Below are 26,328 nucleotides of genomic sequence, written 5' to 3'. Positions count from 1 at the left end.
TAAAATGAGACACGGAAAAAAAGTAAATCACTTAGGCCGCACTGACAGTCACCGTAAGGCGATGTTAGCTAACATGGCGACTTCATTAGTAAAGCACAAACGTATCATCACAACTTTAGCTAAAGCTAAAGCGTTGCGTAAATATGTTGAGCCTTTAATTACTAAATCTAAAAACGACACAACACATTCACGTCGTACTGTATTCGCTTATTTGAAAGATAAAGATGCAGTAACAATCCTTTTCAGAGAGATTTCTGAGAAAGTGGCTACTCGTCCAGGTGGTTACACACGTATCATCAAAATGGAAAACCGTTTAGGAGATAATGCTGAAATGGCATTAGTTGAATTGGTTGACTACAACGAAGTTTACGGTGTAACAGCTAAAACTGAGAAAAAAGCTACTCGACGACGCGGTGCTTCTAAGAAAAAAGCTACTGTTGAGAATGCTGAAACTGTAGAAGTTGTTGAAGAAACTGCAGCACCTGAAGTTGAAAAAACTGAAGAGGCTCCAGCTGAAGAAGCTCCTGCAAAAGAAGAAAAGAAAGACTAATTCAGTCCGATTTTTTAAAATATTAAGCCTATCATCAGTGATGATAGGCTTTTTTTCTGTCCTGTTTTTTCGATAAGCTATTTCTGCTCTTTGGAAGTTCAAAACAGAAAAGGTTTTTTATGTTTATTCATCAATTAAGCTTCGGCTTAATTATATTTGCACTGCGCATTAAATTGCTATTTTATACAAAGTATTATGGAATTATTTAAGGTTTATCCTTTGAATCCAGTGAATATTGTAAAAGCCCAGGGAAGTACTCTTTGGGACCAGACTGGAAAAGAATATTTAGATTTATATGGCGGCCATGCCGTGATCTCGATTGGTCATACGCATCCGCATTATGTTGCCAAAATAACAGAACAGCTACACAACATTGGGTTTTATTCCAATTCGATAGAAATTCCTATTCAGACACAGTTGGCCAAACAATTGGGAGAGGTTTCTGGAAAAGCTGATTTTAACTTATTTCTATGTAATTCTGGAGCTGAGGCAAATGAAAATGCATTGAAATTAGCTTCTTTCCATACGGGAAGAAAAAAGATTATTTCATTTTCCAAAGCATTTCATGGACGTACTTCGCTTGCTGTAGCTGCGACGGATAATCCTTCTATTGTCGCTCCAGTGAATGAAACTGACAATGTGGTATTTCTCCCATTTAACGATGAAGAAGCATTGACCAATGCATTTCAATCTTTTGGGGACGAAATTGCAGCTGTTATTATTGAAGGAATTCAAGGAGTCGGCGGCATCAGAGAAGCAAGCATTCCATTTTTGAAGTTGATTCGTTCGCTTTGTGATACCTATAACAGTGTGTTTATTGCCGATTCTGTTCAGTGCGGTTACGGAAGAACAGGGATTTTCTATTCTCATGATTATTCTGGCGTAGAAGCGGATATTTATAGCATGGCAAAAGGAATGGGCAATGGATTTCCAATCGGAGCAATTTCCATTTCTCCAAAGTTCAAAGCTTCTTTCGGCCTTCTGGGTACGACTTTCGGTGGCAATCATTTGGCATGTGTTGCTGCTGTTGCTGTGTTGGATGTGATTCAAGAAGAAAACTTGTTGGAGAATGCCAAGAGAATTGGAGATTACTTAATAAGCGAACTGAAGCAGTTTAACCAAGTTTTAGAAGTTCGCGGAAGAGGTTTGATGATTGGAATTGAATTGCCTGAGGAATTAGCCCATGTGAAGAAAGACCTGCTTAGCAAGCATGCAATATTTACAGGCGAGGCAAAGCCAAATGTTATCCGTATTCTTCCTGCACTAAATATTAACCAAGAAATTGCAGACCGTTTTTTGACGGCTTTTGAGCAAACTCTTAAAGCATAATTTATTCAAATGAAAAATTTTTTCTCGGTAGCTGATGCTGAAAATCTAGAAACGCTTGTTCAGGATGCGTTAGCTTTAAAAGCAAATCCATATGCTCATGAAACATTGGGTAAGCATAGAACCCTTGGATTGGTATTCCTGAATCCGAGTTTGCGTACGCGCTTGAGTACACAAAAAGCGGCAACAAACTTAGGTATGACGGTTATGGTCATGAACATGGATAAGGATGGCTGGGCTCTGGAAACGCAAGACGGCGTGGTGATGAATGGAACTACAGTCGAACATATTCGTGAGGCAGCTGCAGTTATGGGCGAATATTGCGATATTTTAGGCCTACGTTCTTTCCCAAGTTTGAAAGATAAAGAAGCCGATTATACAGAAGATTTGTTCAAAAAATTTGTGAAGTATTGCGGCGTTCCTGTCGTTTCATTAGAAAGTGCTACGCGCCATCCTTTGCAAAGTTTGACGGATTTGATTACGATTACGGAGTACAAAAAAGTGGCTAAACCAAAAGTCGTTCTGGCTTGGGCACCTCATGTTAAGGCATTGCCGCAGGCTGTTCCAAATTCATTTTCGGAATGGATGTGTGCTGCGCAAAAGGATGGAATGGTTGATTTTACAATCGCGCATCCGGAAGGCTATGAATTAAGTACAGAATTCACCGATGGTGCAACGATAAGCCATGATTTAGAAGGAAGTCTTGCTGATGCAGATTTTGTCTACGTGAAGAACTGGTCTTCGTTCAATGATTATGGAAAAGTTTATCCGGTTGAAGAAAACTGGATGATGGATAATCAAAAGTTAGCGTTAACAAACGATGCAAAAGTGATGCATTGTTTGCCAGTTCGCAGAGATTTGGAACTTTCGTCTCAAATTTTAGATGGACCAAATTCATTAGTCATCAAGGAAGCGAGCAACCGCGTTTTGGCTGCTCAAGTTGTCTTGAAAAATATATTAGAAAAATTAGAAAAATAGAATGTCTTCAAATAGTACGTTAAATATCATCAAGATTGGTGGAAATGTGATTGATAATGATGGTCATTTACAGGATTTTTTGGAAAAATTTGCCGCTATGCCCGGTAAGAAAATATTGGTGCATGGCGGAGGAAAAATTGCAACTCGCATCGCCTCCGAAATAGGCATCGAAGCCAAATTGGTGGAAGGCCGTAGAATTACGGACGAAGCCATGTTGGATGTCGTGACAATGGTCTACGCGGGATTGACCAATAAAAAAATTGTGGCAACGCTACAGAAATACAATTGCGATGCGTTGGGTTTGAGTGGTGCCGATGGCAATGTCATCAAGGCGGTTAAAAGACCTGTCAAAGACATTGATTATGGTTTTGTGGGAGATATTCTAGCTGATTCCATCAATACATTGTCGATTAAGAAGTTTTTGCAAGCGGGTTTTACCCCGATTTTTTCGGCTATTACCCACAATGGAAATGGCCAGTTGTTAAATACGAATGCCGATACAATTGCGGCGTCATTAGCTATCGCATTAAGCAAATTGTATGAAACAACATTAATTTATTGCTTTGAAAAAAATGGAGTATTGGCAGATGTAAATGACGAACATTCTGTGATTCCGTCGATTCAAGCTTCCGAGTTTGAACAGTTGAAATCATCGGGCGTTATTTATGAAGGAATGATTCCTAAATTACACAATGCGTTTTCTGCAATTGAAAAAGGTGTTAAAAATGTTTATATTGGCAATGCAGCGAATTTACATTTGTATCAGCAAAGTCAATTCGGAACCTGCCTTTCCTAAAAAATAGAATGTATGCATAAGATAACGATCATCGGTTCAGGTAATATTGGGCTTTCTTTGGCTAAAGGTTTAGTGAAATCAGGGCAATATGCTCCTGGCGATATTATGCTGACAAGACGAACAATTCAACATTTGTCAAAAGAAGTTGAACAAGGCTTTCTAGCGAATGCCGATAATGCAAATGCGGTTATCGGTGCAGACATCATTGTTTTGGCCATCTTGCCGCAGCAGTTAAAAGCGGTGATGGAGGAATTGAAAAGTTCAATTACTGAAAATCAATTGGTAATTTCAGTGGTTTCTGGCGTTACTTGTGCACAGATAAAAGAAGTGTTAGGACAACAAACGCAGGTTGTCCGTGCGATGCCAAATACGGCAATCGCCATCGGCGAATCCATGACCTGTATTTCTACAGACAATGCTTCGCAACATGCTATACAGCAAGTTGAGCAATTGTTCGAGACTGTTGGAGCTGTTGTTGTAATTGCCGAAGATTTGATGACTTCCGCAACTGCTTTATGTGCCTGTGGAATCGCATTTTTCTTGCGCAGCATACGAGCAGCATCGCAAGGCGGAGTTGAAATTGGCTTTCATGCGCACGACGCATTAAAAATGGCAATTCAAACAGCCAAAGGTGCGGCTGATTTATTATTGCTGACGCAAAATCATCCTGAAAGCGAAATCGATAAGGTGACATCACCAAAAGGATGTACCATAGCGGGATTGAATGAAATGGAACATAATGGTTTTAGTTCCGCTTTTATCAAAGGAATAAAATTGTCAGCCTTAAAAGCTGGCGGATTATACAATGAATAAGCTCGATTCAATAACAGAACATAGCATTTCGTTATTGCAACGATTAATTGCAATTCCATCGTTCAGTAGGGAAGAAGACAAAACTGCCGATTTGCTTGCTGAATTTTTAGGACAGCACGGTATTCCATACCAAAGAAATCAAAATAATGTCTGGTCTTACAACCTTCATTTTGATGCCAATAAACCTACAATTTTACTGAATTCTCACCATGATACGGTAAAACCGAATAAGGACTATACGCGAGATCCATTTACGCCGGCTATTGAAAATGGCAAATTGTACGGTTTAGGGAGCAATGATGCAGGAGGATGTCTAGTTTCACTTCTGGCAACATTTATTTCGTATTACGAACAAGAAAACTTAGCCTACAACATCTGTTTTCTAGCTTCCGCAGAAGAAGAGATTTCTGGAAAGAATGGCATTGAAGAAGCGGTTAAACACCTAGTTCCTATTGATTTTGCAATAATTGGTGAGCCGACTTTGCTCAATTTAGCGGTAGCAGAAAAAGGTTTGATGGTATTAGATTGCGAAGCCAAAGGGATTTCGGGACATGCTGCTCGAGAAGAGGGAGAAAATGCGATTTATAATGCGTTGGAGGATATCAGCTGGTTCAAATCGTATCAATTTCCCAAAGAATCTGAATTTTTAGGCCCGGTAAAAATGTCTGTAACCATGATTCAAGCGGGTTCTCAGCATAATGTTGTTCCAGCGAACTGCAGTTTTGTTGTCGATGTTCGTACAACCGACGTTTACACCAATCTGGACGTGTTGGAGATTATTAAACAGCATGTGAAATCATCTGTAAGCGCACGTTCGACTCGCTTAAATCCATCGACTATCCCTATCTATCATCCCATAGTCCAAGCAGGAATTTCTTTAGGCGCCGAAGTCTACGGAAGCCCAACCATGAGCGACCAAGCTTTGCTTTCTGTCCCTTCTGTTAAGGTAGGGCCTGGCGATTCTGCGCGTTCTCATTCGGCAGATGAATTTATTTATGTGGAAGAACTGTTTGAAGGAGTCCGATTTTACTACAACCTGCTAGGAAAGATTCTATAAAATCGTGTAGGTATTCTTGAAAGATATTTGAGATTTCGTGATAAACAAATCTTGAAACTTTCGAATCAAGATTTGTTCTTTGGATAACAGAATTCCCGATTAAAGCGTAATCTGTCTTTTAATACTTTCTTCTAATGAAATAATTGTTTCCGTCCGCTGGATTCCTGTCAAAGCTTGAATATCTTCATTCAAAACCTTACGCAGGTGAGCGGTGTCACGGCAGACAATTTTAGCAAACATACTGTATTGTCCGGTGCAGTAATGCAACTCTACAACTTCTTTGATTTGTTGCAACTGTTTTACTGCATCTGAATATTGCGAGCCTTTTTCTAAGTAAATACCTAAAAAAGCAGTGATATCAAATCCGACTTTTTGAGGGTTAATAATCAAATTCGAACCATGGATAATTCCCAATTCTTCCATTTTCTTCATGCGAACATGGATGGTTCCGCCAGATACAATTAATTTTTTTGCAATTTCTGTGTATGGAATAGACGCATCTTCCATCAAGATGGATAATATTTGGATGTCTAAATTATCTAAATCGTAGTTTGAGTATGTTTTGTCCATAAAAATTGATGATTAATAATTATCTGATTTGATTTTTTTAAGAGAAAATAAAATTTTTATTCGAATAAAATGCCTTTATCTGTTTCAAATTTTATTCCGTTTAGTATGTTTCTGAATTATAAATTTATCAAAAATAATAAGTAAAAATGGAATTATTGGTATTTTTTTGGAATATTTATGTCAATTTTTTTTAAATAATTACAATTTAAGCGATAAACTGATGGAATTCGGATAAGTGAAAATAATAATCAGTAAATTAGTTTTCTAGTTAGTTGTTATGGAAATTGAAGATGTAAAAATATCCAGAAAAAAGCCGATTTATCCCGTTGGCCCTGGCTTGCAAAAGTATTTGAAATTTTACCAGCGAGATGGGAAATTGCCGCTTTCTTACAAAGACTTGCTCAATTTCCAAGAGACTGTGCCGGTAATGGATAAATTTGGCAATGATACACTTTGGGAAACGCCTCTATATCCGCCATACGTCCAGGACCAGCTTTATGATGGGCTAAAAATAATTTATGCCAAATTAAAAGCTTCCGGAAATACACGCATCGTGCAGCATAAAATCATTGACAGGATTGAATTTTGTGCTTTTGGGAATACACGCCCATTTCGCATCCGAATCATTAATCGATTAAATGATGTTTACGATTATTTCTACATCAAACAAGCTGACGCGTCAAGGATTTATGGTTTGGAATTGGAAGAAATTCTTTCTCCGAACCAAGTCAATTATTTGGTCGATCGCGATACATTAATCGAAGAGCATATTGCAGGAATTCCTGGAGACGTTTTTAGCCAAGCGCGGATGTACACACCGGATTATAATCAAACACGTATCGCAAAGGAATTTGTAAAATTTAATGAACGATGCATTATTTCGTTGTTGGGCGATATGCGTGCTTATAATTTTGTGATGCAAATTACGCCGGATTTTGATGATTTTCAATTTAGGATTCGGGCGATTGATTTCGACCAGCAGTTTTATGAAGGAAATCCAAAGGTCTACATGCCTCAGTTTTTTAAAGAGAATTTTCCTTACGTGAAATTATCGATGGAATATTTGACGGAAAAAACCGTATTGCAATACCAGCAAGAAGAGAGGTCCTCCATTGTGCATCGGGTACGCAGCGAGCGCCACCGCATCAAAGATTTGAGAGATGCTTCGCAAGTTCAGCAACTTTCCACAGAAGAAAATATTAAGACGCTTCGCGAAGGATATGCCAAATTTTACGATAATGCAGCCTATCTGAAATGCAAAACAATGACAGATATTGTGGAGCTGAATGTGAAGAATGTAATTCGTTCCGTGCAGATTTAGCGCACCCGTTTCTCATTGTCCTTGACAAAAGATTCCCAACCACTGTAGCTTTTGCTGTTTCCGGAGCTGGTATTTTGCTGAAATGAATGGCAGACTGCCACGGCAAGACCGTCGGTAGCATCTAGAAATTGAGGAGATTCCTGAAAATTCAATAAAGTTTTCAGCATGGCCGCCACTTGTTCCTTGCTTGAATTTCCATTTCCGGTAACGGATTGTTTTATTTTTCGAGGTGAATATTCAAAAATGGGAATGTCTTTATGCAATGCCGCAGCCATCGCTACCCCTTGAGCACGACCTAGTTTGAGCATCACCTGAATGTTTTTGCCGTAAAAAGGAGCTTCTAATGCGACACAATCTGGATTGTACTCTTCAATCAATGCACTGGTTTTTTTAAAGATTCGCTGAAGCTTCAGGCCGTGGTCGTCCAAATGACCCAATTTGATAACGCCCATGCTAATCAGCGAAATTTTCTTTCCGGTTTCTTTAATCAGCCCATAACCTAATACAACAGTTCCAGGGTCAATTCCCAATATAATCCGCTCTTTCGCCTTTTCGTTTAGCATAAGCCAAAATTACGATTTTAAATGCGAATTGATTTTCAAAAGACTGCCCGAACTGCATTATTTTTAGTAAAATTGTGCTTTTGTTTTTAGATGCTATCCAAAGTCCAGAAAAATTACATCAACTTACTCTTCAAGCTTGCTATCGTTGGCTTAGCAATGTGGTTCGTCGTAACAAAAATTAACTCACAGAATCTTCGGGAATTTAAGCTGTTGATGCAAGGATTTGACGCTACGTCAATGTATTTGCTGTTGGGCGCTGTGGTATTTTTGATGCTGGTCAATTGGTCTCTAGAAGTTGTTAAATGGAAATATTTAAGCAAACGCATCGAAGAAATCAGTTGGATGAAAGCCACAAAATCTGTTTTCTGCGGATTGACTTGGGCAATTTTTACACCGAATAGGATAGGGGAATACGGAGGACGGATATTGGTTTTAAAGCCCGGACATCGCGCATCAGGCGCCGTCGCAATGGGCGTAGGGCAATTTGCTCAATTGGTTTTAACCAGCGTTTTTGGCGCATTAAGCATCGCTTGGTTCGTCAGTACCTATTTGCCGACACCGACATCCGTTAAATTCGGTATTTGGATTTTGGCAATTATTTATGCTTTGGCTTTTGTGATTTTGTATTTCAATGTGCATTGGGTAGACTATTTGGTTGGCAAAATCAAGTTTCTGAAAAAAATAAAGCCATTTTTTTCTGTCTTAGAAGAGTATTCCACAAAAGAACTTGGATATGTATTGTTTTTGTCCGCCGCGCGATTTTTTATTTTTACTTCGCAATATGTCATTCTGATGCTGGTTATTCTGCCAGAATTACCTTTCGTTTCGATGGTATTAATGATTTTTATCTTGTTTTTTGTTCAATCTGCCTTACCTTCGCTAGATATTTTTGATTTTAGTGTCCGAAGTTTGGTGGCGAGTAACCTGTATAGCTACATCACGACTCAGGAAATTGCTGTTATGGCGATTGTCTCGTGTATATGGTTTGTCAATTTAATTCTGCCGGCCATCATCGGGTCTTTTTTTGTTATGAATGTAAATCTAATTGGTGGTAACAAGTCTTAGCTTTTTCCTGATTTTGATGACATTGGTTTATGTCATTTTGGTTCTTTACATGCGGAAAGGATGGAGTTCCATTCCTAGTTTTTCTTCATCAGCAACAGTGAGGACAAAGGTTTCTGTACTTATCGCTGCACGAAATGAGGAAGAAAATATTGCTCGGACTTTAGATTGTGTTTTGAACCAAGATTTTCCAAAGGAACTGTTGGAAATCATCGTTGTGGACGACCATTCTACAGATTCCACCGCATCCATTATTGCTTCTTATGCTCCGCAAGGAGTCAAGCTTATCAAATTAAATGAAGGAGACAAATTAAATTCCTATAAAAAATTAGCCATTAGCCGAGCCATTGAACTTGCTCAGGGTGAGATTATTGTAACGACAGATGCTGATTGCCGAATGGGCAAAAATTGGCTGAAAACTGTGGTTTCTTACTTTGAGAAAAATGATAATTATTTAGTTTCATCGCCCGTAATTTATGATGAAGAAATCAATTTTTTCGAACGCTTACAGACGCTTGAATTTTTGTACTTAATTGGTCTAGGCGCTGCCGGAATTGGAAACGGAAATCCGACAACCTGCAATGGTGCAAATCTAGCTTATCGGCGGGATATTTTTTACGAAATGGGTGGCTTCAAGAACATTGATAATCTGGCATCAGGCGATGACGAATTGTTTTTGCATAAAGTTGCTGCGCAATACGCTTCTAAAATTGGATTCTGTAAATCAAAAGAAGCAGTTGTATACACGGATGCAAAACCAAATTTGAAATCATTTATCAATCAACGGAAACGCTGGGCTTCGAAAAGTACAAAGTACAAAGACAAAAAAGTCGTAGCCTTGGGAATTTGCATTTGGGGATTTAATCTGGCGCTATTAATCGGTTTGGTTTTATTCTTCTCTTTGTTACCAGGGATTTATTGGCCGATTATTTTTGCTATTGTACTGAAAATAGCGGTTGAGTTTCTATTCATCAAACCTTTATGTAACTTCGCCAATCGGAAAGAATTGCTGCTTTATTTGCCTGCGTTATCCATCGCACATAGTTTTTATCTCGTGTACATAGGAATCGCCGGGAATATTGGAAAATACGATTGGAAAGACCGAAAAGTGAATTAATTAATTCCTTCTACTTTTTCGCGGATGATATCCTCAGCCATTTTAACAATATCTTCTGGACTTTTCCCTTCAATGTCTAAAGGATTTAAAACTTCCCAAGACATCGGCGTAAATGGACGCAAAGGGAACATTCCCCACTGAACCATTTTATAAGAACCATTTATTGCTATCGGAACAACTAAAGCATTTGGATTTTTCTTTAAAAGCGTTGCAATGCCACCTACTGAAAAAGGTTTCATCTTGCCGGTTTTTGTCCGCGTTCCTTCAGGAAAGATAAACGCCGACCAATTGTTTTCTTTCATGTTATTGGCTAACTTCAAGATTTGCGATATTGCTTGCTTTGAATCTTTGCGGTCTATATTCGCGGCTCCACCATACTTTAAATTAAAGGAAATGCTCGGGATATTCGCATTCATTAATTCTATTTTAGAAATAAATTTTCCGTGAAATCTTCTTAAAAAATAAATCAGCGGGGGTATATCGAATGTGCTTTGATGATTTGCGACAAAAATAATAGGCTGTCCTAAAGGAAGATTTTTATTATCGATAAATTTTGTCCGGTTAAACAATGTATAGTTACAAGCAACGAGACATGCATTTAACATGTCCACGCTTTTCTTGTGTGCTGCATATCCCCCAAATTTCAAGCACAGCCACTGTATCGGATGAAATAAGATAAGTGCGATTGAAAAACAAATAAAAAATATTGGAGTTAGGATATACCCTAGAAATTTTCTCATAATTATTAAAAAACTGTACAAATATACAAATATGATTAATCTAACGGCGAGTTCATTTTTTAAATATTATTTATATATTTGTTAATAATATTTATTTTGTTTTAAATTATATTAATATTTATATCAACATGGTAAAGTTCCCAGTCCATTGTCCGAGTTGTGAACAGCAATTGGAAGTCGCAAAGTTAGTTTGTTCTTCCTGCGAAACGCAGGTGATTGGCAAATATAGTTTGCCATTGTTGATGCGCTTAGAAGTTGAAGAGCAAGAATTTTTATTGCAATTTTTATTGAACTCTGGCAGTTTAAAAGAAATGGCAAATCAATTGGGAAAGAGTTACCCAACGGTTCGGAATAAACTGGATGATTTAATCGAAAAGATAAAAAAACTGCAAAATGGAGAATAAAGAACTATATCAAGAAAAACAATCTTTTTCTACATGGTGGCTGTTTGCGATTATTGCCCTCATACTTGGCTATGGGATTTACGAATTGCATGACTATTATTTAGTGAATGCCACATTGATTCTTCCAACTGGTATTTGGTTAGGATTGACTCTATTGCTGTTCTTTGCATTCGTCAAATTAAAAACGGAGATTGACAAAACTGGAATTCATATCCGCTTTTTCCCATTTCTTTTTGGCAAAAAATCCTTTCGATGGGATGAGATAGGAGAAGTGTATGTTCGAAAATATTCATTGGCAGAATACGGAGGCTGGGGCTGGAGAATCGGGCCGAGTGGCGTTGCTTATAATACAGCCGGCTATACTGGAATACAATTAATTTTAAAAAATGGCCGTCGGGTTTTGATTGGAACACACAAACCAATCGAAGTTCAAACGGTCTTAGAAAAACTGAATAAGCTTAAAACCCATGAAGAAGATTAGCAAAATTTTTATTAATCCTTTTGAAGATTTGTCTGTACAAATGCAATCTGCGTTTGGTCTAATATTCTTTATACTAGCTGTTTTAATATCCTACTTGGGAGGAATAGAATTTTTCGGAATCTTAAAAATCATTCCTAATGCCAACATTCAATTTTCCGAAGCGATTTATACGTTGCTAATTGATATTTTCGTACTTGCGCTCTTTCTATTTGCATATGCGTATCTGGAAAATAAAAAGACGCGATTTATCGATTGCCTGAATGTCGTTTTGCTATCCAGTGTTGTCATGTATTTTGTAGCGGCTTTGACTTTGATATCCCCAATTGATGAGATTTTGAAAAGAATCATGTTAGCAATCGAAAGCGGCGATATGAAATTAGATACTTTGATGCCATTTGACCTTACAATGATTACTTTTTTTGGCATAATTTCTTTGGTGCTCCTCGTCTATTTCTTTTACTTAATTATAGTTGGTATCAAATTAGCTATGAATGGGAAGAAAGTCTATCAAGGATTTATCATCTTCGGATTAATTATTCTTGCTGACACAATAAGTAAATTAATAATTCAAGCTATTTAATTGCATATGATAAGATTTTTTACATTTTTAGTAATTGTGTTTTCTACTTCATCCAGCTTCGCTAACTCACTTGTTGGTGCTTGGGAAGGGGACTTAATCATTCCGGGAGGAAAACTAAAATTCATTATTCATATTGCTCAAGAAAATAGCAGCTGGACAGCGAAAGCCGACAGTCCACAGCAAGGTGTTTTTAATATTCCTGGCAAAATTTCTGTCGATGCGGACAGTGCTATTCATGTAGAAATTCAAGGTGGAATTACCTACAATGGAAAGTTGAAGGATAAAGCCACATTGGTTGGAGAATTTCAGCAATCAGGTTATAAAACAGAATTGGTTCTTTCAAAATCTTACAAAACAGTCTTAAAGCGAACTCAAAAGGTGAATCCGCCTTATGCATATGATACGGCAAACGTGAAATTCAGGAATGAACATGATGCGCTTTCGTTAAGCGGAACACTGACTTTTCCTAAAGAGAAAGGAATTTATCCAGCAGTGATATTAGTTTCTGGTTCGGGGCCTCAGGATAGAAATTCCACCATATTCGGGCACGAGACGTTTAAAGTTTTGGCTGACTATTTAACGAAAAACAAGATTGTTGTATTGCGTTATGATGATCGCGGAATAGGCCAGTCGGAAGGGAATTTCAATAAAAGCACCATAGCTGATTTTAGCAGAGATGCCGTGGCCGCATTGGATTACTTGAAAAAACAGCCTCAAGTTGATGCCAAACGAATCGGAATCATTGGCCATAGCGAAGGCGGCTTGATTGCTGAGCTGTTGGCGGGACAAAAATATCCGCAATTGTCATTTATTGTTTCGTTGGCTGGACCTTCGGTGTCCATCGATGAATTGATGGTCGAACAGTTGTATAAAGTCGGCAAGGTTTCGGGACTGAGTGAGGAACAGTTGGCAGCAAACCGTGTTATCAATGCAAAGAATTTCTCTATTCTTAAAAGCAACCTGTCCGATGCCGAAGCTTATGAAGCATTGAAGGAAAACATGAAAAACATTCCGGGTTATACCGCAGAATCCAGCAATGAATTGAATCAATTACTGGCACCGTCATTCCGTTATTTTATGAAAATTGAGCCTGAGATTTTTATACGCAAGATTTCGATTCCTGTTTTCGCGGCTTTCGGATCCTTGGATGTCCAGGTCGATGCAAATCAAAATATATATGGTCTGCAGACGAACTTAAGAAAAAACAGCAAAAACAAAATCATTGAGTATCCCAAGCTGAATCATTTGTTCCAAACGGCATCTACGGGTTCAGTAAATGAATATGCAACGATAGAAGAAACCTTCAATGCGCAAGTGATGAAAGATATTGCGAATTGGATTCAGCAACTAAAGAACTAAGGTGTTGTATTTGAAACTGGGATAATTTTTCCGTTAAAGAATTTATTCGCCGTAAGCGCAAAATTAGCTACATATTTCCCCATTTCGAAAGCTAAGGTTCCTGCTTCAAATCCTGGGAATGCTTCTTCGAACATTTCCGTCTGTGACGAGCCCAATGCCAAGCAATTCACTTTGATGTTTTGTTCTTTCAATTCTTCTGCAAGACATTCTGATAAAATCGACAAAGCGCCTTTGCTTGATGAATAAGCCGATAAGCCAGGGAATTTGCTAGAACCTTGATAACCGCCCATGCTTCCGATATTAACAATATGTCCACCATTCGTCATGAGAGGAACAACTAAATGAGTCATCTGCACGGATGCTAAAAGATTCGTCTGCAACTGCGATGCAAAATCAACAAGACTTGTTTGCATAAATGGCTTATTAATCAGCGCACCGGCATTATTTATCAAAATATCGACTGTTTCAAATTTGGATTGTATAAAAGGCAACAAAGCATGTTGATAATCGTCTTTGACAAGGTCAAATTGAGCAACAAATAATTCACCGCCATCTTGATTCAGCGAGCTTGAAATCTCATGAAGTTTTCGAAGTTTGTCCGCCGAACGGGCTAACGCAATGACTTTGTTTTCTTTGAATTTGGTAAGTTCCAAGACCGTTTCAAAACCAATGCCGCTGCTTGCTCCCGTAATGATAATATTTGCCATGTTAATTTTCTTCTAAAGTTGTTTTTTCTAATTCCTGCTCAATATCAGTCGGTTTAGGCATTTTGTCAACGCCCAAACGCTGAGGGCGGAAAAAATAATACAGTCCCGAAGATGCGACCAGTAAAGAAATAAAATAAAATAATAAGCTGACTAAAACAGCTAAATGTTCGTCTAATTTGAAATAAACCGCACCAAAAGCGATTAGCGATTCCCTCAATCCAAGTCCGCCGCCGATGGATGGAATAATCGCAACCAAAGAGGACAGCATAAAAATCAATAAATAAGGAGAAAATTTGCCGTCGAAATTCATCGCATATAAAATCCAAACAGCAGTTAATGATTGCAGGCCTTGAACTAAAATAGCTTTTCCATGTGTAACCAAAAATTTCTTTGAGAATGGACTGAAGAACGACCTTAAGAAATAATAATAAGTCGCAGTCCCGATCAACATCGCCGCTATCGTCAATGTATTTGGAATCGCTAAGCGAGGCATAAAAATAACTAGGCAACCGATGACAATCCCCAAAGCCCATAAGCCGCTTAACCTGTCAAAGAAAACAGCACTTAAAACTTTTCTTCCTGAAACATCAAAGTTTTTCTTTAGGAAATAAATTTTATAACCGTCGCCTCCTATGCCGCCAGGGAGAAAGAAATTATATAACAGTCCCAACTGATATAGACGCAAATTATAGCGTTCTGTAAGCTGAAGACCTATACATTTAAAAAAACTATTTAACCGAGAGGAAGCTACGACTTGAGAAAGCGCATAGGTACACAAAGCAACGACAAGAAAAATTGGGTTGCAATCCATCAAGGTCTCTTTCAACTCGGAGAACGATATTTTTCCCGAAACCCAATAAATTGCGCCTAAAGTCACTAGTACTTTAAATATATTCTTAAGTATTTTCCAATAGGTCTGCTTCATAAATTTTTTAAGCGAAAGGATTGAATTTTAACTGCCGAAATTTAGTAGGGGATAAATCCGCGTGTACAATAAAATCAAGTAAATGTTTAACAGCAAACTGTTTAACGAAAATAACCAATTGATATCGGATTTGCTGTATTTATGTTTTAGCATAAAGAATAGCAATCCGATTTCGATAATCAACAACAGCATCGGAAACAAAAATGCCCATTGATGAGGAAAAGATACCTTCATGTTGTCTAGAACGATTGTGTCAATGCTAAAATACAAATAGGCGGCGAAACCCAGCAACAGGATAAAAAGCCGAAGCATTGTCTTCGCTACAATTTTACTAATGGTATGATTTTTGGAAGTATCCATGATTATTAAACAGTATATTTGCGAATATACATTTTATTGAAATATTAAATTTATATCATGCGAAAACATATTTTATCTCTAGTTACATTATTTTCTATCGTACTATTATTGGGTGCTTGTGGTGCTCAGAAAAAAACGAGTTCAGCTTCCTCATCAGGTAACAGCGCAGCTTCAGGACCATCGGCGTCAGATTGGCGCAGCGGAGTCAAAGGCAAATGGGTGTTGAATTCTGTGACAAGAGAAGATATACCTGCGGCATACACCATCAAAAATATTTTTGATGAAGCTCCAGTTGACTGTTTTATAGGAAGTGTATGGACATTGCCTGGCGGGAATTACCGCGGTAACATTACATTTAACACTGACGGCACATTATGTGCAAACGGTGCAGTTCGCACGATTGTATGGTCTATCTACAATCCAAAAAATACAGGCGAGCAACCTCAATTTCAATTCAAGAAAATTTATTCTGGCGATAAAGCAGCTAACGTGACTACAGGTTATCGTTTAGATTTGTCGTACACGGACGGACAAGAGTTGGTTATGCGTTTACCGATTCCTTTAGATAATGGAACAGGATTTTTAGTCTTAAATTTCAGTAAATTAGCTGAATAAATCTTGTCATCAAATCGTATTAGAGCTGCAAATTTTTGCAGCTTTTTTTGTTTATTTCTATTTTTGTAATGTGTTGTTAGCTAGCAGTTTGCGATGACGGGTGCTAATTCTACACGCAAGTCTTTTCAGAAGTTTTAATTTATCCTTATTTTAGCAGTCCATTGAATATTTTACAGGTATGAATCAACATAAAGTAGCTTTAATTACGGGTATTACAGGTCAAGACGGAGCTTATTTAGCTGAATTCTTACTTAAAAAAGGATACATTGTCCACGGACTTAAACGAAGAACTTCTTTGTTCAATACGGACCGCATAGACCATTTGTACCAAGATCCGCATGTGGATAACCGTAATTTTATATTGCATTATGGTGATTTGACTGATTCGACGAATCTGATTCGGATTATTCAGGAAACACAGCCGGATGAAATCTATAATCTGGCGGCTCAGTCGCATGTTAAAGTAAGTTTTGATACACCTGAGTATACCGCAAATGCGGATGGAATTGGAACATTACGCATTTTAGAAGCTGTCCGTTTGTTAGGAATAACCCAAAAAACAAAGATATATCAAGCTTCTACCTCCGAATTATACGGCTTGGTCCAAGAAGTCCCTCAGTCGGAACAGACGCCATTTTATCCACGAAGCCCTTATGCGGTAGCGAAGCTATATGCGTATTGGATCGTAGTCAATTATCGCGAAGCATACAACATGTATGCGTGTAATGGCATTTTATTCAATCATGAAAGCCCAGTTAGAGGGGAAACTTTTGTGACCAGAAAAATCACCCGTGCAGTCGCAAAAATTGTTTTGGGATTACAGCAGAAGGTTTACTTAGGGAATTTATCGGCTCAGCGCGATTGGGGACATGCAAAAGATTATGTTGAAGCGATGTGGCTGATGTTGCAACAAGAAGTCGCTGAAGATTTTGTAATTGCGACGGGCATCACGACGACTGTGCGGGAATTTGTTCGATTGAGCTTTCAGCAAGTCGGTATTGAAATCGAGTTCAGCGGAAAAGGCGAACGCGAAAAAGGTGTCGTTATCGATCGTGACGAAGAATTACTGGCTTCATTGGGAATTGACAAGGAACATGTGAAATTAGGACAGACTGTGGTGAAAGTTGATCCAGCTTACTTTAGGCCTACTGAAGTTGACCTGCTTATCGGTGATCCAAATAAAGCAAAGCAAAAATTAGGATGGGAACCGAAGTACACATTGGAAGCACTTGTGCAAGAAATGGTTCAGTCGGATTTGCATTTAATGCGAAAAGATGAGTACTTGAAAAAGGGCGGTTTTGATACGTTAAACTATTTTGAATAATAAAAATAGTTGTTGGAACAGTTTTTGTTGTAGTATTTCCTCTATGAGTTTTAAAAAATAATGGAAATAAAAGAAAATAAGCAACAGTCTACCGTAGCAAATAAACCCACTAAAAAAGATAATTCAAAAGTTTATTTCTTCGCTGTAGCTATTGCTGCATTAATATTTACGAATATTTATTTTTACATAAAATTTAAATATTCTGGTGAAAAACTTTACACAGTTACTCTACAAAAAGAAAATCTTCAAATTGAAATCGATAGAATTGAGGCGGAATTAGATAATTTAAAAAATCAGGAACTTCCTGCAACAGAACAGAGTGCAAAGACAGAACAGAGTGCAAGAGTTTTGATAAATGACCTTCGTGCTAAACTAGAAGACGGCGATTTTACAGAAGAAGAATATTTATTGGCTAAAGAAGAAATTTCAGGATTAAAAGGAACTGTTAGCCAATTAAAGGAGGAAATGAATAGCCTCAAAATCAGAAATGCTATTCTGAGCAATGAAAATGTCGATATGGAAAATAAAATTTCCGGTCAATCTCCTCAAAATAGTTCAAAAGGTACATTATCGGCTCCTAAGTCAACGAAAGTTTCAGCTTTAAAAGTGTCTAATATTCATATCAATGCCGTGCAGCTTAAAAAGGACGGTGATGTTGAGACGCAATCGCGTGCTAGAAGAACAGACAAATTGCAAATCAATTTTTCGATTGCAGAAAATTCGTTAGCCAATATGGGTAAAAAGGAAGTGTATGTCCGCATAATCAATCCGAAAGGAAATTTGATTGCAGATCCAAATAACTTGTTCTTTGTTCATGGTGAAAAGCTTCAATACACCTTTAAACAAACCATCAATTTCACAAACAACGGCGAGGAATATCAGTTTATGTGGAATGACACAGCATCGAATGATTTTTCTAAAGGAGCTTATACGGTCTTGCTTTATACCGATAATACGATTATGGGACGCTCCAGCATTGTTTTAAAATAGTCTTTTCTACAAGTTACAAACACCATTTCTTTCTAAGTCCTTAGTTTCTTTAAGAGTTGACTTTGCTTTTTGATAGGTTTCAAACTTAGCAATGCGAGAAGTCGTCTTGAAGGTATTTCATCAATTTATTTATTCGCTCTTCTGAATAACAATACATTTTCTTTTGCTAGAAAATAATGTCCACTAAAAGGTTTTCTACATTATTAAGCCATTCAAACTTCTTAGCTATCCTTTCTTCAGCTTTAAACTAATCGTTCGTAAGGCAATACCATAATAAATGTAGTTCCGATATTCGGTTTCGTCTCGAATGTGATTGTGCCATCCATCGATTCAATTGTCTTTTTGACAAAGGCTAATCCCAAACCTGTTCCAGAACTTTTCGTTGTAAAATTGGGCTGAAATATTTTTGGAAGTAATTCGTCAGAAATTCCCATTCCATTATCCTCAAGCAAGACTTGAACATTATGCTCGTCAATAATAGAAACATAGATTCGGACTCTCTTTTTACGTTTTCCAACCTCGGCTTCAATCGAATTTTTAATCAAATTATTGAATGTTCTCAATAATTGGTCTCTATCACCGATAACAATAACCCCATTTTTGTTGGTTTCATTGTATATTTTGATGTCCACATTTGAATTGCTATAGAGGATTGTAGCTTTATTGATTTTTTCAAGCAAGTTAATTTCCATCAATTCCGTCTCCGGCATTTTAGCGAAATTCGAGAACTCATTCGCAATCAATGTTAGGCTGTTGATTTGTTCGATAAATGAATTCGCAACTTTTTTGAAACGTTCTTTGAAACGAGGGTCATTTTCATCAAAAGACCTTTCCAGCTGTTGAATGCCCAATTTCATTGGCGTCAGCGGATTTTTTATTTCATGCGCAACCTGCTTAGCCATTTCTCGCCAAGCCGATTCCCGCTCGGCATTCATGAGCTGTTCGGCATTTTTCTCCAATTTGACCAACATGTAATTGTATTCTTTAATCAGTGCGCCGATTTCATCATCTCGTTCCCAAAACAGCGGGTCATTCGAATTCTTTCCAATATTCGTTTGCGAAAGTTTCTTTCCGATAATGTTTAGCGGGCGAGTGATTTTGTTTGACACAATAACAGCGAAGAAACCGAAGCTAATCATCACAATCGTATAGATGTTTAGCAAGGTGTTTAGCAACAAATTCTTGCTCGCATTTTCTTCTCCTCTCGAAGAAAAATAAGGGACATTCAAAAATGCAACGATGTTATAATCACTATTTTTAATAGCAGAATAAGATGCGTCATATTCAAAAGTGCCGACTTTTTCGTTGATAATCAAATCTGATTTCTTCAATACATTCAACGATGTGAAGGCAACTGGGTTGATGAAATTAGAGATTAATTCCAGTTCATAGATTCTGGGCTGTGATGTATAAATCAGCCTGCCTTCCTTGTTAAATAAATTGAAATCTGTCGTGTTCACACCCGAGATAGAATTCAAAATCCGTTCAACGCTGGATGCGCTCACTTCAGTTTCATTTTCGACAATGTAATTTTCAATCTTTTTGCCAATCTCTGAAATGTATTTCAGACGCGTCGTTTCTCTTGTTTTTTCAAGTTGCGTGTTAATGCTGACAAACGCAATGATACCAGTCAACATAATGGCAAATAAAACCGTTCCGACCACCAAGGTTTGAATACGTGTACTGTATTGAATCTGGTTCTTAAGCGCTAAGAAATGATATTTAATGCTGTTTATTTTGAACGATTTTTGTTCAACAGTGTTGAAAATATATTTTGCCCCTTGAAATAGCGAAAAAAATGCGTACAGCACAATAAAAATAAACGAAACTGTCGCGATAAAATCCCAAAGAGAAGGAACAGGTTTGCTCATCAGTAAAGTAGTATGCACATTCGGACGGAGCATAATATGCATGTAACCATCCATGTTATTGATGCTTTCGTAGGTGTTTACTTCCTTTGGAAAATTCTTATCCGAATTGGGATAGGTGTAATCTCCGTTCTGCATAATCAAATTTCCATCTTTGTACATCGCAAACGAGTTTTGAAATGTCGATTGGCTATGCAGAAATTCTAACTTTTGGTCGGTTAGAATTGCCGGATATGGCAGGGTAGGACTATACGTTTTGTTTTTGAGATTAATGAAAATCTGAACGGTATGTGTCGAATCTCGGATTGGAAGTTCTAGTTGCGTAAAATATTCATGCGTACCCAATTCGCTTTGGATTCTATAGAAGCTATTTAGATTCGCAACTTTAACGGATTTATTGATGACTTTTTCTCGATACTCTTCAATTTTATTGGTGCTGGAATTATCCAATGGTTTCCCATCGTATAAATAATATGCTTGAAACTCAAATTTTGATAGATACCCGCTGAAATAGATGTTTTTTAAATAGTTGCTGATGTATTCTGTGTCTGTATTCGGCAGGCTGATTTCAAACAACTGAGAGAGCTGTTTGTCATCTTCAATATCCGTTTCAATCTCGCCAAAAAGAGATAATGCATTCAAATCATCTTCAGCCTCTAAATTCGATAACACCAACTTCATGTTTTCGATTTTTTTGAGGCGCATGCTGTCAAAATAATTCAGCGAAGCAATAATTGAAATCAAAAGAATCGTAAAAATAAAACGCGATAATTTATAAGCTTTGGATTTATAAAAGCTAAACGAAATCAGCATAATCAATACGCCCAATAAGAAATAACTCAGTGGATTAAGGTCAAGTGAAATGACTAAAGTAATCACCAATATCAGTACAATCAATTGCAGATTTAACGATAGGGTTAAATTATTGATTAGTTTTTTGAGAAAATTGACGGCATTGTCAATGAACAGAATTAACAGCAGTACATTGAGACAAAGGATAAATACGTTAATCCAACTATAGAGGTTCAGGTCAAGGATTTTGGTAAAATCTTGGTTGTAATTGCTAGTATATATGGCTAACGTAGACAGGTATTTGAAAAGCAGGTAAGAGAAGCCATAAATACTGAACAGCACCAGAACGGCAATCGGGATAAAAACTTTTCTGTCGGATAGCTTTTTTGGAACTTGAATGTAACTTTGTATAGATGTAATATAGCAAACGAACCAAAATAAGCTAATTGATGCCATCAAAAAAGCCCATAAATTGGGTAGCCAAAAATTGTACGCATAATATTTTGGGTCAAAAATTCCCAAACTTGAATTGATGGATAGCCAATTTATCTTTAAGTCGATATACCTTAAGAGCAACAGAATAAGTCCGAAAATAACAATGGAAAGAATGGGTTTTCCTTTTCTTGCCAGCATCATGCAGACGTTATTTGCCAGAATCAAAAACGTAAACATCGCGAGTATGATACAGGCAAACTGAATGTTCAAATAAATGTTATTGTGCTTTCCGTCTTTTAGTTTTACAGAAAACAAATAGGTTCCATCTGTAGAATAAATGTTTCGGATGTTATCCGTATCGGCATAATTCGCTAGCGCAAGGTTATCGTTGTCAATTAATTTTGTCGAGAATTTATTGTTTAAGTATTCGTTTGTCGCAGTGAAATTTCGTTTGATATGAATAAGCGCCAATACAGTTACTTCAGGTGATATTTCTTTCTTCTTCGCAACGAAAGAGCGGTTATCCATGTCGAGGTAGCTTGTCTGGAATTTTAATCCCAAATCGGTTCGCGGAACCATTAAGTTACTGCTCCAGAATACGGGCGTGTGGTTCTTATAGATGTACAGATAAATACCATATTCTTTGACTAATTCTTGTGTATAGTCCAATACCTGAGTAGGGTAACGGTCCACATTTTCAAAAGTCTTCATCAAAATACTATCATTGAAAATATCATTGATTGTAGTTTCTTTAGCGTGAAGATTTTCAGTTAGTGTCTGCGTATCCAAAGTTAGCATATCATCATAGTTAATGATATTGTGAATGGTTAACGCGGTGACTAAAAACGATGCGGTAAGAATTAGTAATAAAATTCTGATTTTATTTCCCATCAAGTTTGAGGTATTATAAGAAGTAAAGATATAAAAAAGTCCTCGCAAATGAGGATTTGCGAGGACTTCCGTATCGATAACTCAATGATTAATTGTGAATATCTTCTTGTCTAAATAACTTAGCCGTGAAATATTCTCTGTTTAATCGAGCAATATTTGTCAATTTAATTCCAACTGGACATTCAGCTTCACATGCACCTGTGTTGGTACAGTTTCCGAAACCTTCAGCGTCCATTTGGTCAACCATCGCTTGAGCACGCTCATAACGCTCTGTTTGTCCTTGTGGCAACAATGCAAATTGAGAAACTTTTGCAGAAACAAATAACATTGCTGATGCATTTTTACACGCAGCAACACAAGCACCACAACCAATACAAGTCGCCGATTCGAATGCTTCATCAGCAATGCGTTTCGGAATAGGAATTGTATTTGCATCTGGAACTCCTCCAGTGTTTACATTAACGTATCCACCTGCTTGCTGAATGCGGTCAAAAGCTGTACGGTCTACTGCTAAATCTTTCAAAACTGGGAATGCAGCTGCTCTCCAAGGTTCAATCACGATGGTTTGCCCATCATGGAATGAACGCATGTGCAACTGACAAGTTGTTGTTCCGTATTTCGGTCCGTGTGGACGTCCGTTGATTACTAAAGAACACATTCCACAAATTCCTTCGCGGCAATCATGGTCAAAGTAAATTGGGTCTTCGCCTTTTCGGGTGATTTCTTCATTAACAACATCAAGCATTTCTAAAAATGACATGTCATCAGAAATATTATTCGCTTTGTAAGTTACGAACTGACCTTTTTGATTTTCTTTTTTTTGACGCCAAACTTTTAGCGTTAAATTCATTTGTCCACTCATAATAGTATGTTGAGTATAAGCCTAAACTTGTTGCCAAGTTGTTGGGATTATTTATAACTTCTTTGTGTTAATTTAACGTTTTCGAAAACTAACTCTTCTTTATGTAATTGTTCTGCGTGATTTTCACCTTTAAATTCCCAAGCTGAAACATAGGCATATTCTTCGTCATTACGTTTCGCTTCACCTTCTTCGGTTTGAGATTCTAAACGGAAGTGACCACCGCATGATTCATTGCGATTTAACGCATCATCCACCATTAGCTCACCTAATTCGATAAAATCAGCAACACGGCCGGCTTTTTCCAATGACATGTTCAATTCTTCATTCTCTCCTAAAACACATACATCTGACCAGAATTCTTTTTTCAAATCTTGAATCAAACCTTTCGCTTTAGTTAATCCTTCAGCTGTACGAGCCATTCCACAGTATTCCCACATGATGTGACCTAATTTCTTGTGAATATCATCGACAGTTTTCGAACCGCGCATTGACAATAATTTGTTGACATTTTGCTCAACTTGTAAACGCGTTTCTTCAAAAGCTGGATTACTTGCATCAACTGGTGCAAATGAACCTAAGTTTGCTAAATAATCACCGACAGTGTAAGGAATCACAAAGTATCCGTCAGATAAACCTTGCATCAAAGCAGAAGCTCCCAAACGGTTCGCTCCGTGGTCAGAGAAATTACATTCTCCCAAAGCATATAAACCTGGAACGGTAGTCATCAAGTTGTAATCCACCCAAACACCACCCATGGTATAGTGAACTGCAGGATAGATACGCATTGGTTGCTTGTATGGATTTTCATCGGTAATCTGATAATACATGTCAAATAAGTTTCCATATTTCGCACGTACCAAATCTTCACCTAATCTTGCGATAGCATCTTTAAAATCCAAGAATACAGCAACACCAGTTTTACCAACTCCGCGTCCTTCATCCACTACTTCTTTTGCATTTCTAGATGCAACGTCACGAGGAACTAAGTTACCGAATGAAGGATATTTTCTCTCCAAGAAATAATCTCTGTCATCCTCTTTGATATCTGAAGGCTTCAATTCGCCTTTTTGTAGTTTTTGAGATAATTCTACTGTTTTAGGAACCCAAACGCGACCATCGTTACGCAATGATTCTGACATCAACGTCAGTTTAGATTGATGGTCTCCTGTAACTGGGATACAAGTTGGGTGAATTTGTGTGTAGCAAGGATTTGCAAAATACGCACCACGTTTATGTGCTCTCCAAGCTGCAGTCACATTACATCCCATTGCATTTGTTGAAAGGAAAAATACGTTTCCGTATCCACCTGTACAAAGCAATACTGCATGACCCGCATGAGTTTCTATTTTACCCGTAACCATATCACGAGTAACAATACCGCGTGCATGACCGTCGATTTTTACTAAATCTAACATTTCATGACGTGTATAGGATTCTACTTTTCCTTTTTTAATCTGACGATTTAATGCAGAATAAGCGCCCAATAATAATTGTTGTCCAGTTTGACCACGTGCATAGAATGTACGCGATACTTGCGCGCCACCAAACGAACGATTGTCTAACAAACCACCGTATTCGCGAGCAAAAGGAACTCCTTGTGCCACACATTGGTCGATGATGTCAACAGAAACTTCCGCTAAACGATATACGTTCGCTTCGCGTGCTCTATAATCTCCACCTTTTATCGTATCATAAAACAAACGGTAAACAGAGTCACCATCATTTTGATAATTTTTCGCTGCATTGATACCTCCTTGAGCGGCAATCGAGTGCGCGCGGCGAGGGGAATCTTGGTAACAAAATGTTTTTACATTATAACCTAATTCTGCTAATGAAGCAGCAGCAGATGCTCCGGCTAGTCCTGTACCAACAACGATAATTGTGAATTTACGTTTGTTAGCTGGGTTAACCAGTTTCATATTAAATTTATGTTTTGACCATTTTTCAGCCAATGGGCCTACAGGTACTCTTGAATCTAACATAGTTTATTTTTTTATCTTAACAGACCAATGACTGGTCCTAATCGACTATTTAATGAAATAAAAATACAACGGCATGGCAGCAAATCCTATTGGAATCAATACGCCAAATACCCAAACTCCGATAAATCGAATGATTCCGATGTAGCGGCGATGATTAAAGCCTACAGTTTGAAAAGCGGATTGGAATCCATGGATTAAGTGGAATGCCAACGCAAACATCGCAACAACATACAAAATCACTAAACCTACATTTTGAAAAGTGAAATCAACTTGTTTGTATAAATCTCTTGCTTTTGTCACCTCTTGCCCGTTATCCGTTGTTACTAAATAATCAGTGAATTCGCTTGCGCTTAATTCACGGCTAGTGATTGTTCCTGTATTTAAATCTTTCGTGTATTCGATGTAAGGCACTTGGTCATTGTGGTATTTCCACCAGAAGTTTTGCATGTGCGTTGCAATGAAAACCAATAAAACAGTTCCTAAAATTCCCATGTTTCTGGAATTCCATGCACTGTTCGATTTGCCATCGTACTGGTTGTACTGGACTGGTCTAGCTTTTTTATTCTGAATGGTCAAAATTAATGCGTATACCGCATGAATGACGATGGACGCATACAATAGATAAGAAACAACCTTTATCGGAGCGAAATGGGTCATGAAATACGCATAGTTGTTGAACGCATATCCCTCATCATTCGCGAAAAGCTGAAAATTTCCAATTAGATGTATTACTAAAAAGCTACATAGAAATAGCCCCGTCAAGCTCATGACTAGTTTTCTTCCTAATGAAGAAGTCAAAATTGGCTTCGATTTACTCATTATACTTTTATTTTTTTATAATAATGTGACAAATTTATCTA

Annotated in this window: 26 protein-coding genes; 16 read left to right on the top strand and 10 right to left on the bottom strand. The window is 37.6% G+C overall.

The window, feature by feature from the left end:
• The first annotated feature begins 4 nt into the window (after window positions 1-4).
• The 6 genes from rplQ (at window position 5) to C4F49_RS08675 (ending at window position 5,520) form a co-directional block, all read left to right on the top strand.
• Complete coding sequence (gene rplQ, locus C4F49_RS08700) at window positions 5-550, top strand: 50S ribosomal protein L17 (protein WP_196935479.1); 546 nt, start codon at window positions 5-7, stop codon at window positions 548-550.
• Window positions 551-745: 195 nt separating this feature from the next.
• On the top strand, window positions 746-1,879 hold the full coding sequence (locus C4F49_RS08695) for an aspartate aminotransferase family protein (protein WP_196935478.1): 1,134 nt from the start codon (window positions 746-748) through the stop codon (window positions 1,877-1,879).
• A gap of 9 nt (window positions 1,880-1,888) precedes the next feature.
• The gene (locus C4F49_RS08690) at window positions 1,889-2,854 is read left to right on the top strand and encodes a Rossmann-fold NAD(P)-binding domain-containing protein (protein ID WP_196935477.1); all 966 of its coding nucleotides are present in this window, start codon (window positions 1,889-1,891) and stop codon (window positions 2,852-2,854) included.
• A gap of 1 nt (window position 2,855) precedes the next feature.
• Window positions 2,856-3,650 (top strand): acetylglutamate kinase, encoded by a 795-nt coding sequence (gene argB, locus C4F49_RS08685; protein WP_196935476.1) that lies wholly within the window; start codon window positions 2,856-2,858, stop codon window positions 3,648-3,650.
• 12 nt (window positions 3,651-3,662) lie between these two features.
• Window positions 3,663-4,463 carry a pyrroline-5-carboxylate reductase gene (gene proC / locus C4F49_RS08680; protein ID WP_196935475.1) on the top strand — a complete coding sequence of 267 codons (801 nt, stop codon included), beginning with the start codon at window positions 3,663-3,665 and terminating at the stop codon, window positions 4,461-4,463.
• Window positions 4,456-5,520: a M20 family metallo-hydrolase gene (locus C4F49_RS08675; protein WP_196935474.1), complete on the top strand. Its 1,065-nt coding sequence runs from the start codon at window positions 4,456-4,458 to the stop codon at window positions 5,518-5,520. Before proC ends, C4F49_RS08675 begins: the two co-directional genes overlap by 8 nt.
• Before the next feature lie 99 nt (window positions 5,521-5,619).
• On the opposite strand, the gene C4F49_RS08670 is transcribed toward C4F49_RS08675, so the two are convergent.
• On the bottom strand, window positions 5,620-6,090 hold the full coding sequence (locus C4F49_RS08670) for an Lrp/AsnC ligand binding domain-containing protein (RefSeq protein WP_196935473.1): 471 nt from the start codon (window positions 6,088-6,090) through the stop codon (window positions 5,620-5,622).
• A gap of 277 nt (window positions 6,091-6,367) precedes the next feature.
• Here C4F49_RS08670 and C4F49_RS08665 point away from each other — a divergent pair, with 277 nt between their 5' ends.
• A complete protein-coding gene (locus tag C4F49_RS08665) occupies window positions 6,368-7,411 on the top strand; it encodes a hypothetical protein (RefSeq protein WP_196935472.1) in 1,044 nt (347 codons plus the stop codon).
• On the opposite strand, the gene ruvC is transcribed toward C4F49_RS08665, so the two are convergent.
• Window positions 7,408-7,974, bottom strand: a complete 567-nt coding sequence (ruvC, locus tag C4F49_RS08660; RefSeq protein WP_196935471.1) for a crossover junction endodeoxyribonuclease RuvC — start codon at window positions 7,972-7,974, stop codon at window positions 7,408-7,410. The genes C4F49_RS08665 and ruvC overlap by 4 nt on opposite strands.
• 90 nt (window positions 7,975-8,064) lie before the next feature.
• On the opposite strand from ruvC, the gene C4F49_RS08655 reads away from it, so the two are divergent.
• Both C4F49_RS08655 and C4F49_RS08650 read left to right on the top strand, forming a co-directional pair.
• A complete protein-coding gene (locus C4F49_RS08655; RefSeq protein ID WP_196935470.1) occupies window positions 8,065-9,039 on the top strand; it encodes a lysylphosphatidylglycerol synthase domain-containing protein in 975 nt (324 codons plus the stop codon).
• 16 nt (window positions 9,040-9,055) lie between these two features.
• Window positions 9,056-10,153: a glycosyltransferase family 2 protein gene (locus tag C4F49_RS08650; protein ID WP_196937234.1), complete on the top strand. Its 1,098-nt coding sequence runs from the start codon at window positions 9,056-9,058 to the stop codon at window positions 10,151-10,153.
• On the opposite strand, the gene C4F49_RS08645 is transcribed toward C4F49_RS08650, so the two are convergent.
• Window positions 10,150-10,893, bottom strand: a complete 744-nt coding sequence (locus C4F49_RS08645; protein WP_196935469.1) for a lysophospholipid acyltransferase family protein — start codon at window positions 10,891-10,893, stop codon at window positions 10,150-10,152. The genes C4F49_RS08650 and C4F49_RS08645 overlap by 4 nt on opposite strands.
• A gap of 128 nt (window positions 10,894-11,021) precedes the next feature.
• Between C4F49_RS08645 and C4F49_RS08640 the strand changes: the two genes are divergently transcribed.
• The 4 genes from C4F49_RS08640 to C4F49_RS08625 are packed head-to-tail and all read left to right on the top strand — an operon-like array spanning window position 11,022 to window position 13,717.
• Window positions 11,022-11,297 carry a DUF2089 family protein gene (locus C4F49_RS08640; protein WP_196935468.1) on the top strand — a complete coding sequence of 92 codons (276 nt, stop codon included), beginning with the start codon at window positions 11,022-11,024 and terminating at the stop codon, window positions 11,295-11,297.
• Entirely contained in the window at window positions 11,287-11,778 is a 492-nt protein-coding gene (locus C4F49_RS08635) for a hypothetical protein (RefSeq protein ID WP_196935467.1), read from the top strand. Before C4F49_RS08640 ends, C4F49_RS08635 begins: the two co-directional genes overlap by 11 nt.
• Window positions 11,765-12,358: a hypothetical protein gene (locus C4F49_RS08630; protein ID WP_196935466.1), complete on the top strand. Its 594-nt coding sequence runs from the start codon at window positions 11,765-11,767 to the stop codon at window positions 12,356-12,358. Before C4F49_RS08635 ends, C4F49_RS08630 begins: the two co-directional genes overlap by 14 nt.
• A 6-nt stretch (window positions 12,359-12,364) precedes the next feature.
• The gene (locus C4F49_RS08625; RefSeq protein ID WP_196935465.1) at window positions 12,365-13,717 is read left to right on the top strand and encodes an alpha/beta hydrolase family protein; all 1,353 of its coding nucleotides are present in this window, start codon (window positions 12,365-12,367) and stop codon (window positions 13,715-13,717) included.
• Here the strand turns inward: C4F49_RS08625 and C4F49_RS08620 are convergent.
• From C4F49_RS08620 to C4F49_RS08610, 3 genes are read right to left on the bottom strand one after another with little or no spacing between them, the layout of a single operon-like run.
• Window positions 13,714-14,424, bottom strand: a complete 711-nt coding sequence (locus C4F49_RS08620) for an SDR family NAD(P)-dependent oxidoreductase (RefSeq protein WP_196935464.1) — start codon at window positions 14,422-14,424, stop codon at window positions 13,714-13,716. The genes C4F49_RS08625 and C4F49_RS08620 overlap by 4 nt on opposite strands.
• Before the next feature lies 1 nt (window position 14,425).
• Window positions 14,426-15,349 carry a lysylphosphatidylglycerol synthase transmembrane domain-containing protein gene (locus C4F49_RS08615; protein ID WP_196935463.1) on the bottom strand — a complete coding sequence of 308 codons (924 nt, stop codon included), beginning with the start codon at window positions 15,347-15,349 and terminating at the stop codon, window positions 14,426-14,428.
• 27 nt (window positions 15,350-15,376) lie between these two features.
• Window positions 15,377-15,709, bottom strand: coding sequence for a hypothetical protein (locus C4F49_RS08610; protein ID WP_231388248.1), 333 nt, complete (start codon window positions 15,707-15,709; stop codon window positions 15,377-15,379).
• A 57-nt stretch (window positions 15,710-15,766) separates the two neighbouring features.
• Here C4F49_RS08610 and C4F49_RS08605 point away from each other — a divergent pair, with 57 nt between their 5' ends.
• The 3 genes from C4F49_RS08605 (at window position 15,767) to C4F49_RS08595 (ending at window position 18,638) form a co-directional block, all read left to right on the top strand.
• Window positions 15,767-16,324, top strand: coding sequence for a lipocalin family protein (locus tag C4F49_RS08605; protein ID WP_196935462.1), 558 nt, complete (start codon window positions 15,767-15,769; stop codon window positions 16,322-16,324).
• A gap of 178 nt (window positions 16,325-16,502) precedes the next feature.
• A complete protein-coding gene (gene gmd / locus C4F49_RS08600) occupies window positions 16,503-17,648 on the top strand; it encodes a GDP-mannose 4,6-dehydratase (protein ID WP_196935461.1) in 1,146 nt (381 codons plus the stop codon).
• A gap of 60 nt (window positions 17,649-17,708) precedes the next feature.
• Window positions 17,709-18,638, top strand: a complete 930-nt coding sequence (locus C4F49_RS08595) for a hypothetical protein (protein ID WP_196935460.1) — start codon at window positions 17,709-17,711, stop codon at window positions 18,636-18,638.
• Between the two features lie 242 nt (window positions 18,639-18,880).
• Here C4F49_RS08595 and C4F49_RS08590 read toward each other — a convergent pair whose 3' ends face one another.
• The 4 genes from C4F49_RS08590 to C4F49_RS08575 form a co-directional block, all read right to left on the bottom strand.
• Window positions 18,881-22,624, bottom strand: coding sequence for an ATP-binding protein (locus C4F49_RS08590; protein ID WP_196935459.1), 3,744 nt, complete (start codon window positions 22,622-22,624; stop codon window positions 18,881-18,883).
• Window positions 22,625-22,712: 88 nt separating this feature from the next.
• The gene (locus C4F49_RS08585) at window positions 22,713-23,486 is read right to left on the bottom strand and encodes a succinate dehydrogenase/fumarate reductase iron-sulfur subunit (protein ID WP_196935458.1); all 774 of its coding nucleotides are present in this window, start codon (window positions 23,484-23,486) and stop codon (window positions 22,713-22,715) included.
• A 47-nt stretch (window positions 23,487-23,533) separates the two neighbouring features.
• Entirely contained in the window at window positions 23,534-25,468 is a 1,935-nt protein-coding gene (locus C4F49_RS08580; protein WP_196935457.1) for a fumarate reductase/succinate dehydrogenase flavoprotein subunit, read from the bottom strand.
• A gap of 45 nt (window positions 25,469-25,513) precedes the next feature.
• Entirely contained in the window at window positions 25,514-26,287 is a 774-nt protein-coding gene (locus C4F49_RS08575) for a succinate dehydrogenase cytochrome b subunit (protein ID WP_196935456.1), read from the bottom strand.
• Window positions 26,288-26,328: the final 41 nt, after the last annotated feature.

The organism is Sphingobacterium hungaricum, from assembly GCF_015210005.1.
Lineage (GTDB): Bacteria > Bacteroidota > Bacteroidia > Sphingobacteriales > Sphingobacteriaceae > Sphingobacterium > Sphingobacterium hungaricum.
This window is presented reverse-complemented; position numbering and strand designations above follow the sequence as displayed.